General features: G+C 38.5%; 12 protein-coding genes. 3 read left to right on the top strand and 9 right to left on the bottom strand.

Going from position 1 to position 14,530, the window contains the following annotated elements; genetic code table 11:
- Nucleotides 1–34 precede the first annotated feature (34 nt).
- From HNP38_RS02430 to HNP38_RS02405, 6 genes are all read right to left on the bottom strand, one after another.
- The gene (locus HNP38_RS02430) at nt 35–853 is read right to left on the bottom strand and encodes a tetratricopeptide repeat protein (RefSeq protein WP_184183892.1); all 819 of its coding nucleotides are present in this window, start codon (nt 851–853) and stop codon (nt 35–37) included.
- Nucleotides 850–1,416, bottom strand: coding sequence for a phosphatase PAP2 family protein (locus HNP38_RS02425; protein WP_184183889.1), 567 nt, complete (start codon nt 1,414–1,416; stop codon nt 850–852). Before HNP38_RS02425 ends, HNP38_RS02430 begins: the two co-directional genes overlap by 4 nt.
- A gap of 3 nt (nt 1,417–1,419) precedes the next feature.
- Nucleotides 1,420–1,755: a twin-arginine translocase TatA/TatE family subunit gene (locus tag HNP38_RS02420; protein ID WP_184183886.1), complete on the bottom strand. Its 336-nt coding sequence runs from the start codon at nt 1,753–1,755 to the stop codon at nt 1,420–1,422.
- Between the two features lie 74 nt (nt 1,756–1,829).
- Nucleotides 1,830–2,483 carry an SCO family protein gene (locus HNP38_RS02415; protein ID WP_184183883.1) on the bottom strand — a complete coding sequence of 218 codons (654 nt, stop codon included), beginning with the start codon at nt 2,481–2,483 and terminating at the stop codon, nt 1,830–1,832.
- Complete coding sequence (locus tag HNP38_RS02410) at nt 2,455–3,030, bottom strand: toxin-antitoxin system YwqK family antitoxin (RefSeq protein ID WP_184183880.1); 576 nt, start codon at nt 3,028–3,030, stop codon at nt 2,455–2,457. Before HNP38_RS02410 ends, HNP38_RS02415 begins: the two co-directional genes overlap by 29 nt.
- Nucleotides 2,993–3,760, bottom strand: a complete 768-nt coding sequence (locus tag HNP38_RS02405) for a YHYH protein (protein WP_184183876.1) — start codon at nt 3,758–3,760, stop codon at nt 2,993–2,995. The genes HNP38_RS02410 and HNP38_RS02405 overlap by 38 nt, the downstream gene beginning before the upstream one ends.
- 367 nt (nt 3,761–4,127) lie before the next feature.
- Between HNP38_RS02405 and HNP38_RS02400 the strand changes: the two genes are divergently transcribed.
- Nucleotides 4,128–5,531, top strand: a complete 1,404-nt coding sequence (locus tag HNP38_RS02400) for a T9SS type A sorting domain-containing protein (protein WP_184183872.1) — start codon at nt 4,128–4,130, stop codon at nt 5,529–5,531.
- 82 nt (nt 5,532–5,613) lie between these two features.
- On the opposite strand, the gene HNP38_RS02395 is transcribed toward HNP38_RS02400, so the two are convergent.
- Together HNP38_RS02395 and secD are read right to left on the bottom strand one after the other, a co-directional pair.
- Entirely contained in the window at nt 5,614–6,837 is a 1,224-nt protein-coding gene (locus HNP38_RS02395; RefSeq protein ID WP_184183870.1) for a TCR/Tet family MFS transporter, read from the bottom strand.
- 120 nt (nt 6,838–6,957) lie between these two features.
- Nucleotides 6,958–9,867, bottom strand: coding sequence for a protein translocase subunit SecD (gene secD, locus HNP38_RS02390; RefSeq protein ID WP_184183868.1), 2,910 nt, complete (start codon nt 9,865–9,867; stop codon nt 6,958–6,960).
- Between the two features lie 215 nt (nt 9,868–10,082).
- On the opposite strand from secD, the gene HNP38_RS02385 reads away from it, so the two are divergent.
- Entirely contained in the window at nt 10,083–11,450 is a 1,368-nt protein-coding gene (locus tag HNP38_RS02385; protein WP_184183865.1) for a PQQ-dependent sugar dehydrogenase, read from the top strand.
- Nucleotides 11,451–11,673: 223 nt separating this feature from the next.
- On the opposite strand, the gene hemN is transcribed toward HNP38_RS02385, so the two are convergent.
- Nucleotides 11,674–13,032, bottom strand: coding sequence for an oxygen-independent coproporphyrinogen III oxidase (hemN, locus tag HNP38_RS02380; protein WP_184183863.1), 1,359 nt, complete (start codon nt 13,030–13,032; stop codon nt 11,674–11,676).
- Nucleotides 13,033–13,349: 317 nt separating this feature from the next.
- On the opposite strand from hemN, the gene HNP38_RS02375 reads away from it, so the two are divergent.
- Complete coding sequence (locus HNP38_RS02375) at nt 13,350–14,528, top strand: hypothetical protein (RefSeq protein WP_184183861.1); 1,179 nt, start codon at nt 13,350–13,352, stop codon at nt 14,526–14,528.
- Nucleotides 14,529–14,530 lie beyond the last annotated feature (2 nt).

Genomic DNA, 14,530 nt, shown 5'->3' with positions numbered 1-14,530 from the left:
ATCTTACATTTAAAATTTATAATCTGTAATTGTGCTATTTCGCAACCACAGGGCATTTCGTATAATATTCCAACAATAAAGGCTTTTCATATCCCAGACTTACGGCTTTATCCAGATTGGCACAGGCTTCTTTGGGCTTTTGAGTTTCAAATAAGATCAATGCCTTTGTAACATAAGAATGGGCAAATTTAGGATCAATAGAAATGGCCTTGTTCACATCTGCAAGCGCTTCTTTTGTTTTTTTCATTTTCAGGTAAAGATCACCTCTTCCGTTATACAATAACGACTCCGGCTTTTCTGATATAAGTTGGTTGTAATCTTTCAGAGCGCCATCCAGATCCCCGTTGTTTTTCTTCAGATTGGCTAAACCTGTTCTTGCAAATAAGTTGTCCGATGCAAAGCTCAGGATCTGATTCAGTTCTTTTACGGCCAGATCTTTTTTTCCCTGGCTGTCATAGATCTTGGAACGCGTCAGATACATATCCACATTCTCCGGTTCTATCTGCAAACCTTTATCAATATATTCCAGTGCTTTTGCTTTGCTTCCTCTCTGGCTGTGCAAAGAAGCCAGATTAGCATAAACAGGAGCCGACATAGGATTGGCCCTTAGCGCGGATTCATAGGATTTGAATGCTAAAGCGGTCTTCCCCAGCCTTCTTTGTGCTGTTCCAAGATTATTGTAATATTCCGACAGGATTTTTTGGATCTGTTCTTTTTCAGCCAGTTTGGTGTATTGCTCTTCCGCACACTTATAATCTGCTTTTTTGAAACATTCTTCAGCAGTTTTTGCATCCTGTGTGTAGAAATTGGCCGAGGTAAAAACCAGGGTGATAAATAATAAATGTTTTTTCATGAAGTTATATTTTGCTTGTTGATCACTTTTCTTGCGAGTGTGGCAAACAGCCCTCCCAATAAAAATCCAACAAACGCCCCCATCAAAATATCTATCGGGAAATGCACTCCTAAATATATACGGCTGTAAGCTACCACTATAGCCCATACAAATATAACATAAGGAAACCAATTAAGCTTCTTTTTCAGTAAAATACTTAAATAGCTGGCCAAAAAGAATGTATTGGAAGCATGGGCAGAGTAAAATCCGAACTGTCCGCCACATTTTACGACCCTCATATGATGTTCCAAAGCCGGATCGTGACAGGGCCTGAGCCTGGCGATTCCATATTTGAAAATCCCGGCCAACTGATCGGAAACAGTAACCCCGATAGCTATGAATATAAGGATATAGATCAAAGATCTCAGCTTATAGTTTTTATAGAGGAAATAGAAAAATATAATATAAAGCGGGATCCACAGCCAGGTACTGGAAACCATAATCCAGAACTGATCGAAAGAGGTGTCTCCCAGGTTATTGAGATACAAAAAGACTTTCTTATCCTCCTGAATGATCTCTTCCATAGGTTATCTGCTTACAGGCCCTTCATGGTTTTCATCATCGGCCGGCTTTGGTTTTGCCGGTTCCGGAGATGCAGAAGGTTCATTTAAAATATCTTTTTCGATATTTTTCATGGGATTAAAATCTTTGGCAGCATCCTTTACCTTCTCGATCTCACGTTTGATCTCAGAGACAGGATTATCAGTCTCTTTCATGATCTCGGTTTTAATATCTTCTACGGCACCACGCATCTTTCTTACGCCGGCACCCAGATCGCGCGCTATCTGAGGCAGCTTATCCGGGCCGAATAATACAACGATTGCCACGGCAATCAGTGCCATTTCTCCAATGCTTAATTCCATAGGTGCAAAATTACAAAAGATAAATGAATCTGTAAGTTTAATATTCGGTTTTAATAAAATATTAAGCTTTTGAATTATTCTTTTTTCAGGATATCAATATCCTTTACCAGCTGCTCTATATCGGTTTGTAAAGTTCCGTTATATATTCCCCTTATTTTTTTATCCCGGTCAGCTAAAATAATATGCTCCGTATGAAGGAATTCTGTGCTGTCTTTGGTAAATCCCAGGTCTTCTTCGGCAAAATAAGACTGGCGTGCAAGCTTATAGATTTCTCCTTTATTTCCTGTTAAAAAATGCCAGTTCGGATTGCTGATCTTATTAGCAGCTTTAAATTCATTAAGCTTTTGCGGGGTATCTATCCAGGGAGTTACCGAAAAAGAAAGCATCACCACATCCGCATCCTTCTGATACTTTTTATTGACAATATCCAGATTCCTGATCATCACGGGGCATATGCTTCCACATGATGTAAAGATAAAGCTGGCCACATGTATTTTATGATCTATGGCTTTATCCGTAATTATTTTATTGTCCTGATCTGTAAAAGAAAATGGAGCAATAACGTGTGGGATCTGTTTGTCTGCTTCTGTTTTTGTGACAAAATGAGGGCTGAAATCCGGTGCATTATAATAGGGCAAAGAACCATTTTCCTGCTTTTTACAAGAAAATATGAATATTAATCCTGACAATAATATCAGTCTATTTTTTGAAAATACTGTCTTTAACATTGACGCAGTTTTTTGTTCCTAATAAACCATAGCGTTTACCATTTTTCATAACATAATTAGACCGTATTTTTCCGTTGTCATAGAATTGTTTCTGACTTCCCTCTTCGTATCCTGACTTATAGTGCATTTCCTGTACCAGCCTTCCCTCCCGGTTCCATTCTTTATACACACCATGATTTTCTCCTTTAAGAAAAGAGCCGGATATCTTAAGCTTTCCGTTATCCCACCATTCTTTTAATGTTTTAACTTTCACCCCATTTTCATAATAACGCTGCTGTCTTAGCTTACCGCCGGGAAAAAACTGCTTCCATTCGCCATGTTCTCTCCCTTTGTTAAAGCCGATTATTTCTGCCGTGTCTTTCGTATTGGGGAAAAATGAATAAACAGCACCCGTAAAAGGTGAATGATGATTCATGGCCAATCCGTTCTTATTTTTCAGGCTGAGTTCGCTGATATTATAATATTTCAACTTCCCGGTATCCCGACAGGATAGGAAAAGTAGCAGGATACTAATTGCTGACAGTCCCCGGAGTCCCGTAAAAGCCATTCCCATTGATATAAGGATCTGTACTGGTAATATGATAATGATAAATACCGTTAGGATAATCCGCTGTTGCAGTAGCATGTCCGTGGTATGCATCCAGAGAGGCATCAGCAACTGTCGAACCGTTTTCTTCGGGGCCATATACAGGAAATCCGTCCAGTAAAAATCCCAGTAAAGCAGATTTTGAGGCTTTCACCGTCGTAAGGTATTTAGGCTCCACATGGTAATGATAATCTCCTCCCTGAGCCGGATGCCCCCACCACTGATCGAAAGAAACGATCTCGCCTGATAAAGGCTGATTGGGACCTGCATACTGGTTGAAGAACGGAACACCATTGATAGACACCCCGATCGGTCCCAAAGGAGTAGCGCTATGGGTAGAAGCCACCGCAGGGCTCATGGGAATTTTAAAGGTGTAACTCTTCGTAGAGATTGAATTAGGATTTTTTGAAAAGGTATAGCCCCCGAAAGTTGTTCCTGAAAAGTTTTCATATAAGCTGTTGGTTGTAGGGTAATATACACTTTTATGGTCCGGTGTACCCGTTGTCTTTATATAAACATACGTCCCATCTGAAGTAATGCTTGAAGCCCCGTAAATTTTACTGTAAATAGCCGGAACTGTAGAATTGTTATTATTTGTACTTTCAGCAGTACTTGTTGTTTCATCATTATTGTTACAGCTTAAGATAGCAGTCATAATGATAACGCTCGAAATCAGTTGATTCTTTTTCATGTATAGTGTTGTTTTGCACAAATATATAAAATAGCATCAAAAGAACCCCTAAATTTAATTGAAATTTAAAAAAAAATACCCCATAATATTATGAATTCATCAATTCTTAAAATCTATCTGAGGCTTAATAGAAAATTTGTACAGATTTTAAACCAATTCAATATTTTCATTAATTAATTATTTAAATATTTTCACAATTAATATTACTCTATATAGTGAAAAAAGTTTTTCTATGAATAAAAATTATTAATAGCTAATTATCATTTAATTATTACTATTTATACAAATTCATAAAGCATTCATAATAAATTACTTAACATATTCTTTTATTCTTTATTTTGTTTATGTTTGCACGTAAAAAAACTCAATGAAAAAGGCAATTTTGTTACTAACATTATTTACAGTCAATGTTCTCTATTCTCAGCTCTCCAAGGATATTTCATTTGCTTCAAACGGAATATATAGTTTACCCGCAGGAAGCTTCTTAATAGGAGACCTGGCCGATACCGGCAGCAGTGTTTTCTATAGGTCATTTGATTCCAACACCAATCAATTCGTTATTTCTAAAGCAACGAGTTACACAGGCCCTTTGGATAATACCTTTGGAAATAATGGAAAAATCTTTTTAAACTATGAAACTGATGATCTTATCAGCTTTTTGAGACACGCCGATAACAAACTGACATTGCTTTTCAAAAAACATGACGCCATTACAAACGCTGTTATTAAGTTTGATATCATCAGATTACTACCCAATGGTCAACCGGACCTCTCATTCGGTATTGGAGGAACTAAAACTTTCGACGCAACTATATTATTTACCGATCTATTTGAACAGGGTAATAAGATACTTATCTTCGGGCAGCTGGATTCCCCTGTTCCCGGACCCACCCGCCTGCTCAGAATAAATTCTGACGGAACTGTGGACAACAGCTTTGGAAATAATGGAGAACTTGTATTTACCAGTTTTCCTGGTTATATTTTAGTAGATCATCAATCCAATATTATTTGTTTCGAGCCTTATAAAATGATAAAATACGATTCAAACGGACAACTTATGACCAGTTTTGGCAATAATGGAGAAGCAGCATTCGATCCTCCTTTAAACGTAAGTAAAGCCTTTATAGACAGCAATAATAAAATAGCATGTATAGACATGTCAGACACGGGATCCGGTGGCTTTGGTATACTAAAAAGAATAAATTCAGACGGAACCATAGATAATACATTCAATTATACTCCACCCGTCGGAGGAGCTATGATTTTAGATCTTTATGAGAAGAGCGGCTATTATTATACTGCCGGGAATATCAGCGACAGCAGCGGAGCGTATAGCAATTCTATCTCTAAGATTAATCAAAACGGAACTCTGGACTCTTCAGTTGGATACTTTGTAGATAATGATGTTAACTTACAGAACCATTCTGCATTCAGAATTAAGGTTTTTGATAACAGCATCATTACCTATGGCGGAGCAAGCTATTATGGGCCTCTTGAGGTTGTCAAATATTTACTTAACAGCTCTACTTTATCTGCTAACGAATCTATCCAAAACAGAGAAATACAAATAGAAAATCCGGTAAAAGACAAATTAATCATTATCTCAAAAGAAAGGATCAACACTATTGATATTTACTCTTCCAACGGAATGCTGGTGAAACAACTCACTAATAACTCTTACAATGTTTCAGATCTTATAGGCGGAATTTATATTATAAAGATTAATCTCCAGAATGGTAAAAACAAAACATTTAAGATCATTAAAAGATAAAATGTTTTTTTAGCCATAAATTAATATTTAAAATAAAACAGGGAACCAATTTTGATTCCCTGTTTTTTTATTTATATATAAGTTATTTTTTTACTTCTTTCTTCTGAAAAGCATAGTAGGTTATCACCACACTGATCGCCATTAAAACAAATGCCAGGAAGAAAGGAGCTCCTGAAAATTTAAACGGTGCCTCATCATGCGTGAAATAATAGAACAGATTGGTCATCATTGGCGGCCCTATAATGGAAGTGGCACTCATTAAACTCGTCAATGCCCCCTGAAGCTCTCCCTGTTCATTGGACGGAACACTTTTCGTGATCACGGATTGCAGTGCCGGCCCGCAAATTCCTCCCAGACAATAAGGCACCAGGAAGGCAAACATCATCCATCCCTGTGTGGCAAAAGCAAATAGCAGCATTCCTATCGCATACAGGGCAAGCCCGTAATAGATGCTTTTCTGTTCTCCCAGTCTTGGCGTTGTCCATCGTATTAAAAGCCCCTGAACTATCCCTACCAATAATCCTACAACACCCAAAGAGATTCCCACCATTCTTTCCGTCCAGCTGAATTCATACATCGTGAAGAAACTCCAGTTGCTTTGTACGGCATGTCCAGCAATATATATTAAAATAAGCGCCACAATAAGTCCTGAAATCTCCGGATGCTTTCCTAAAAATTTGAAAGAACCTATGGGATTGGCACGTTTCCAGTCGAATTCCCTTCTCTTGTCTTTATCTAAACTTTCAGGCAGGATAAAATATCCGTACAGGAAGTTTAGCAGGCATAAACCGGCTGCGGCATAGAAAGGAACTCTGGCTCCATAATGCCCCAATACTCCACCTAAAACAGGCCCTATAATAAATCCTAAACCAAAAGCCGCCCCAATAAGCCCAAAATTCTTGGCCCGGTCTTCATCCGTGGAAATATCCGCAATATAAGCACTTGCTGTTGTGACGCTTGCCCCGGTAATCCCGGCGATCACTCTACCCAAAAACAGCCACCAGATCGTAGGTGCCAGGGCAAGGAAGATATAATCGACTGCAAATCCGAAAAGCGAGATCAGGATAATGGGCCTTCTCCCATATTTATCACTCAGGTTTCCTACTACCGGCGAGAAGATAAACTGCGTAAAAGCATAGGCAAAACCCAGCCAGCCTCCATATTTAGCTGCTTCACTTATATCACTGTGAATAAGCTCTTCTATCAATTTCGGAACAACGGGAATGATGATCCCCCATCCTGTAATATCAATTAACAGCGTAATAAATATAAAGCCTATGGCCGCTTTTTTCTTTGAGTTTTCCATAATCCTGCAAAAATACTGAAATCATAAAAAATAATGAGTCTAAATTTCATTATATCAAGAAAGCATAATACAAAAAGCCCTTCATTGTGAAGGGCTTTTCTTATTTATCGTAGTTGAATATTATTTTGAAGCTAAAACTTCTTTATTGGTAGTGGACTTGCCATGTACTTCATCCTCTTTTCCTTTTTTCAGGAAATCATAAGCAATTGCGGAAGCAATGAATATGGATGAATAAGTACCAAACCCGATACCGATTAGCATCGCAAACATAAACCCTCTCAGGTTATCTCCACCGAAAATGAAGATCGCCAGGATCACCAGAATAGTAGTGAATGAGGTATTGAATGTTCTACCCAAAGTACTGGAGATAGAGTCATCAAATAATCCGGCCAATGTTATAGCCTTCTTCTCTCTAAGGTATTCCCTGATCCTGTCGAAGATAATAACGGTATCGTTGATCGAATATCCTAATACGGTCAGGATCGCTGCAATGAAATCCTGATTGATCTCCATATTGAACGGCATATACTTGTGAAGTAAGGAATAAGCTCCCAAAACAATAACCGCATCATGGAATAATGCTGCAACAGCACCCAGAGAGAATTGCCATTTTCTAAATCTTATAAGGATATAGATGAAGATAATTCCTAAAGCCCCTACAATTGCAAAGATACCATGGGTTTTAATATCGTCGGCAACCGTAGGTCCCACTTTTTCAGAAGAAATGATCCCCGCGTGGTCTTTATCTGCGGATTTGAACTCTTTCAAGGTCATTCCTGCAGGTAAGTTTGATTTTAGCCCTTCGTATAATTTTTGTTCAATAGTCTGGTCAGCTTTCAAAGATTCATCTTCGATAAGGTAATCCGTAGAGATCTTTAATTGCTTGTCATTTCCAAAAGTCTTAGCTTCAACGGATGAATTTTTACCATCTTCCGTCTTAAACAGTTTAACTAAATTTTCTTCAACATCATTTGCATTCACTTCTTTATCAAATCTTACCACATAATTTCTACCTCCCGTAAAATCGATACCGTATTTGAAACCGTGGGTAAAGATAGACCCAATACAGATCAGCGTTAATATAACGGAAATGATATAGGCATATTTTCTCTTACCAATGAAGTCGATCCATGTATTTCTGAATAAGTTCTTCGTCGGAGGCGTCCATACAGAAAGACCTTTACCTTTGTTCAGCCTGCTGAAGATCATTACTCTTGAAAGCAATACGGAGGTGAACAATGTCATCGCGATACCGATCATTAACGTTAATGCGAAACCTTTGATAGGCCCGGTTCCGAAGAAGAACAACACAACTGCGGTAAGGAACGTTGTACTGTGACCGTCAATAATAGCATTTAATGCATGCTTGAAACCGTCTTTATAAGCTTCTAAGATTCCTTTGCCTGCAAATATTTCTTCTTTGGTCCTTTCATAGATGATCACATTGGTATCTACTGCCACCGCCATCGTAAGAACAATACCCGCGATACCAGGAAGCGTGAGCGTAAAGTCTCCCGAATCCATGATACCGAAAATATAAAACAAGTTGATGATCATTGCAATTACCGCATAAACTCCTGCACCACCGTAATAGAAAATAATATAAACGATAATGATAAGGAAAGCAATAATAAATGACATTAAACCTGCGTCAATAGATTCCTGTCCTAAAGATGGCCCTACCTGGGTAGCCTGAACAACTTTTGCTCCCGCAGGAAGTTTACCCGCTCCCAATACGTCTACCAATTCTTTAGCTTCCTCCTGAGAGAAATTCCCTGAAATCTGGGTTCTTCCGTTAGGAATGGCACTCACAACATTCGGGGCAGTATATACCCTGTTATCCAATGTTACGGCAACCGGCTTACCAACGTTTTTCTCAGTTAATGTTTTCCAGTCTTTAGCTCCTTTGGAATCCATCTGCATGTCTACCACTACTCTTCCCAATTCATCATAGCTGATGCTGGCAGTTTCAACAGCACCGTCTACCGGAGCTTTTTGGTTGATGTTACTTCTGATGGCATACAATACTAAACTTTCAGCATCGGTAGCCTCAGGCTTATAACCCCACATAAACTGGGTATATTTAATGTTGGCCGGACGTAAAGACTGAGCCACTTTACTGTTCAAAATCTTATTTACAACAGCTGTGTCAGATAATTTTACGTTGGCAACTCCATTTGTTCTTAATTTGTCAATATGTAAAAGGTTCAGGAAATTTACATTTTTCGCAACCCCCATAGAATCCCCTTTTGCAGCTACCATAGCAGTTAAGGTCTGGAAATAAGGAGCCATTTCAGGAACCTGCTGTACTTCCCAGAACTGTAATTTTGCAGAAGTCTGAAGCATCTTCTTTACCTTGTCGATATCCTTCATACCCGGCATTTCCACTGAAATCCTTGCGGTACCAGGAACTCTCTGAACATTAGGCTGGATAGCCCCCAACTTGTCAATCCTTGTTCTGATCACCTCAAAAGCAGTCCCTACGGAAGCATCAATTCTTCTTTTAACAATGCTTTTTACCTGCTCGTCAGTAGTATTATACTTGATTTCTGTAAGATTGGTATTTCCGAAAATCTCAGGATCTGCAAGTTTAAGGTTAGTTCCTTTTGTCTTGTTTACAGCATCAAACTGCACAAAGAAGTTATCGATGTAAGATCTTGTAGAGTTCTTCTGAGCTTCATCTGTTTTGTTTAAAGCCTCAATAAGAACAGGGTTTGTAGAATAATTGGTTAAATCATTCACCAGATCCCTTTGGTTGATCTCCAAAAGAACATTGATCCCTCCCTTCAGGTCAAGACCAAGCTTCATTTCCTTGTCTTTCGCTTTAGTGTAATAAAGTTTCGTGAATCCTAAATTAAGAGTATCCTTAGAAAGTCTGGCAATTTCTTTCTGATACTTCTCCGGATTATCTCCCGCGATAGCAGTCGCCTGCTTTTCAATTTTGCTGGCGTACCAGGTTGGTAATAGCTCGTTTAAGCAAATTAGCCCCAGTACAATAGCAACAATTGTAATAAGTCCTTTTCCTTGCATTTTGTTATAACTACGTTAAATTAAGTCGGCAAATATAATGATTTCTTTCTATTTTATGAATTTTTAACAACAGAAATGGTTTATTTTCAGATATATCGGTATTGCCAGTCTATTCCAGATTTCTTAATTTTCACAAAATATTTTTATCATTTTTCCAAATATTGATTGGTATGAAATTTTCATTCTTAAAACAACACATTAATTATCAAATTATTATGAAAAAACTATTACTTACTATGGGGATTTTTTCTTCCTTAATCCTTAATTCTCAAAGCATTATTTTGGAAGAATTCGCCAGCGGATTTACAAGTCCGGTCGAAATTACAAATGCTAATGACAACCGATTATTTGTTGTACAGCAAAACGGGATCATTAGAATTGTACAGCCCAACGGGGCTGTGAATGCCACTAACTTTCTAAATATCAGTACCAAGATCGTCTATGGCGGCGAAAGAGGGCTTCTGGGGCTAGCCTTCCATCCGCAATACTCTACCAACGGATATTTTTTCGTTTATTATAATAATACGGCAGGAAACATTATTGTTGCCAGATACAGTGTAAGCTCCTCCAATCCGGATGTAGCCGATGCTGCTTCTGAGAAAATTTTACTGAACATCCCTAAGCCCTTTTCCAATCATAACGGAGGAAGCATCCATTTTGCCCCTGATGGAAATTTATGGGTCATCACAGGAGATGGCGGAAGCGGTGGAGATCCCAATAATAATGGCCAAAACAAAAACTCCTTATTGGGAAAAATGCTTAGAATCGATGTCAATGCAACCGGCCCCTACAATATTCCACCGGATAATCCTTTCGTGGGAATTGACGGTGCAGACGAAGTGTGGGCATACGGGCTCAGAAATGCCTGGAAATATTCATTTGACCTGACTACAGGAAATGCCATGATCGCAGATGTAGGGCAAAACCAGTTCGAAGAGATCAACAGGATGCCGATCACCCAGGCCGGAATCAACTACGGATGGCGCTGCTATGAGGGTAATAACGCATATAATACTACCGGCTGTGCGGCGGCTGGTACCATGACCTTCCCCGTTGCCGTGTATACCCATTCCGGAGGAAGATGTTCCATTACAGGCGGATATGTATATCGGGGAACGCTTTATCCCGCTTTTCAGGGAAAATACTTTTTCGCAGATTATTGCTCATCTCAGATCGGAATGATGAATCCGGATAATTCCATTACCTGGACCACTCCTTATCCTGATGATAATTTTTCAACATTCGGGCAGGATTATCTCAAGGAACTGTATGTAGCAGCCGTGAATAACGGAAAAGTTTATAAAATAAAGACCAGCACATTATCCACAGAAGAAACAGGTAATTTAAATCCGATCAGGATATATCCTAATCCGGCTTCGGAAAGGGTCTTCATTGATGGATTGACGGATCATGATACTACCATTGATATCATCACCACAGAAGGAAGAATCATTATGGAAAATGCAAAGGTAGAGCATGACAATGGCATCAATATTTCCTGGATTCCTGCAGGAATGTATTATATCCTTGTAAAATCAGGAGATTATAAATCATACAGCCAGAAGCTGATCATTAACAAATAAGAGATCCAGGCATTCCAAAAGTAAGAATTGATAATACTTTTGGTGATGTCGCTGATGAACAGTCGCAGTTCACTAAAGAGATACTCTTTTCTTTCAGTCCGTATAAATTTAAGATATTGAATATATGAGAAGTAATGCAGAAGAAGCACAAAAACAATATAATCCAATCGAATTAAGCATTTATTAAAAAATCCGCCTCAAAATTGAGGCGGATTCATTCTTTTTATATTGTCATCGAGAAAATTCTTGTTTCCGGCTTGTTCCTCATCATCCTGAGGTCGAAGACCATGGCGACATTTCTCGTAAAGGCTCTGCCTTTTTCGGTAATTTTAATCTGGTTATTACTGATCTCTACCAACTCATCCCTTTCCATTTCTTTCAGCATTTCAAAGGCATTTTCCAGTTCAGGGAAAGAATTATGAATATCAAAGGTTGTTTCAAGCTGGCACATTAGGTTTAAGATATGCCTTCTTACCATCAGGTCTTCTTTATTCATGATATGCCCTTTTACTACCGGGATATGTCCTTCTTCTACCATTTTCTGGTATTCTTCCACTGTTTTTACATTCTGGGCAAATGCATACCATGAATCTGAGATGGAAGACATTCCTAATCCTACCATTAACTGGGTTTTGCTTGACGTATACCCCATAAAATTCCTGTGAAGCTTCTTCTGAATCTGTGACTGATACAGGTCATCATGCTCCAGAGAAAAATGATCCATCCCCACTTCTATATATCCTAATTCCTGCAACAGCTCTTTACCATCTTCATACAGTCGCCTTTTTTCTTCTCCGCCCGGCAGGTCGTTCTCATCAAAACCTCTCTGCCCTACTCCTTTTACCCACGGAACATGCGCATAGGAATAAAACGCAAGCCTGTCCGGTTTCAGCTCCAGCGTTTTGCGGATGGTATATTCCATTGCATCCCAATGCTGATGCGGAAGCCCGAAAACAAGGTCATGGCTGACTCCCCTGTAACCGATCTCTCTCGCCCATTCCGTTACCTCCTTTACTTTTTCAAAGGGCTGGATCCTGTTAATGGCTTTCTGAACTTTTGGATCATAATCCTGAACCCCAAAGCTCACCCTCCTGAAACCCAGATCATAAAGGGTCTGAAGATGGTTTTTCGTGGTATTATTAGGATGGCCTTCAAAAGAAAATTCCGGGTGTTCTACAATTTCCACTGTAGAAAAGATCCCTTCCAGTAATGTCTTTAAATTTTCGGGAGAAAAAAAAGTGGGTGTACCTCCTCCCAGGTGAAGCTCTTTTAATTTTGGCTTTTCCTCAAAAAGCTCAAGATAAAGTTTCCATTCTTTTAAAACGCTTTCCAGATAGGGTATTTCTACACTATGCTGTTTGGTGATACGCTTATGGCATGCACAAAATGTACACAATGCCTCACAAAAAGGCAGATGGATATAGATGGAAATTCCTTCTTCCGCATTACTTTCATGGAAGGATCTTATCACACTTTGTTTCCATTGTTCAGGAGAAAAAGTGCTTTCATCCCAATACGGAACGGTAGGATATGATGTGTAACGCGGTCCGGGAATATTATATTTATCGATTAAAGAGTTCATTTCTAAATTTAAATGTTCAAATGGAATTCCAGAAGAATTTCATACTGCAAAATTAATCATAACTTCTGAATTTTAAATCATGAATTATATTAGGCTTTGTTTTCGAAATTTGGGAGCCAGTGATCTTACTTTTTACAGTGGAATTCCATACTATGTATTATGACAAAGTGTATGTTGAAAGATAATACTGAAATAAGGCATCAATAGATCTAAACCTGGCTTCAGATACTTTTTTATTAGCTCTTTATGATGAAAAGTATCAGATTTTTCTGAAATATTTTATTAATTTCTTTTATTTTGCAAAAAAAACATAGATCATGATCAATTTCAGACTGAGGGATTTTGTAGACGATAATATTCAGGATTTTAACCCGGATAATCCCCAGGATGTCATAAAAGCCGAAAAACTGCTGAAAGCCGAAAGCAGGCTCAACAACAATTTTTCCATCAATGAAATTGAAGCATTTTTAGACCATGTTAAAAATCAGAAGGAAAATTTTGACAGGATACTGAAACTCCCTGTGATAAAAAGTATTTATACTGATTCTTATCCTGAGAATATCAAACAAAAACCTAATCTGAAAGGTATTCCGGAAAACGAGATCGAAGCGTTCAGGGAAGTTTTCACCCCTTATCTTAAAGAATTCATTTCGGTAAGTGTACGGCATAACAAATGGCAGGATCTGATCTGGTTCCAGCAGTTTTATCCTTCTTTTTTCAGTGCAGACAGTCTGGATTTTTATAAAAACCTCATTCATGATAAAAATTATATTATCATTGACGGAATTTCAAAGTATAAGAACCTGTTTTCATTCCGGGACAGCTATCCGTTTTCCATTGATAAAAAATATTATTACCTTCAGTCTCTGATCGATGATTTTGAGTTTGACGAGGAGATCCTTATGATCAATAATGCCGTTGCAGCTAACCAGATGACCAGCATAGACAATAAAATTGTCCTTGGGGAGATCCTTTCTGCGCTTTGTGCCTTCACATCTTCCAATAATACGACCCGAGATGTTTTAAGAAACAACCAAAGTACTGCTGAGAACTGGAAAAGCCAGAAAAGCGGGTTTTTCAGCGGTATTGCTTACCGTATTGCCATGTTCTTTTCAAAGAATCAGAACGAGGGACTTATATTATTCCTTTCGAGCCTTATTCTGGGGGTGTATGCATTAAGCTTCGTGTATGTTTTCTCATTCGGGATGACAGCTTTTCTGTTTTATATTCTGGCCAATGTCCTGGTCATCTATCTGGCCCGCAGGAATTTCAGATATTATTTCAGCAGCTTTGATTTTAAAAACAAGACGGATCTTATCGGAAAGGTTTCCGCAACGCTTCTTATCACCATGGTCGTTGGATGGCCCTTAATCCTTCTGGTAGGCTGGGGTTCGCTCTATATTTACGAGTCGTTATCCGCCGGAAAGTTCCCGACTCATATTATATTGCCTGCTGCTATTCTGGCAGGAAAATTTTTATTCAATAAAAAGAACTGATA

The organism is Chryseobacterium defluvii (assembly GCF_014204415.1).
Taxonomy (GTDB): Bacteria; Bacteroidota; Bacteroidia; order Flavobacteriales; family Weeksellaceae; genus Chryseobacterium; species Chryseobacterium defluvii_A.
Note: the sequence above shows the minus strand (reverse complement) of the source record. Positions and strands in the feature narration are given on the sequence as shown.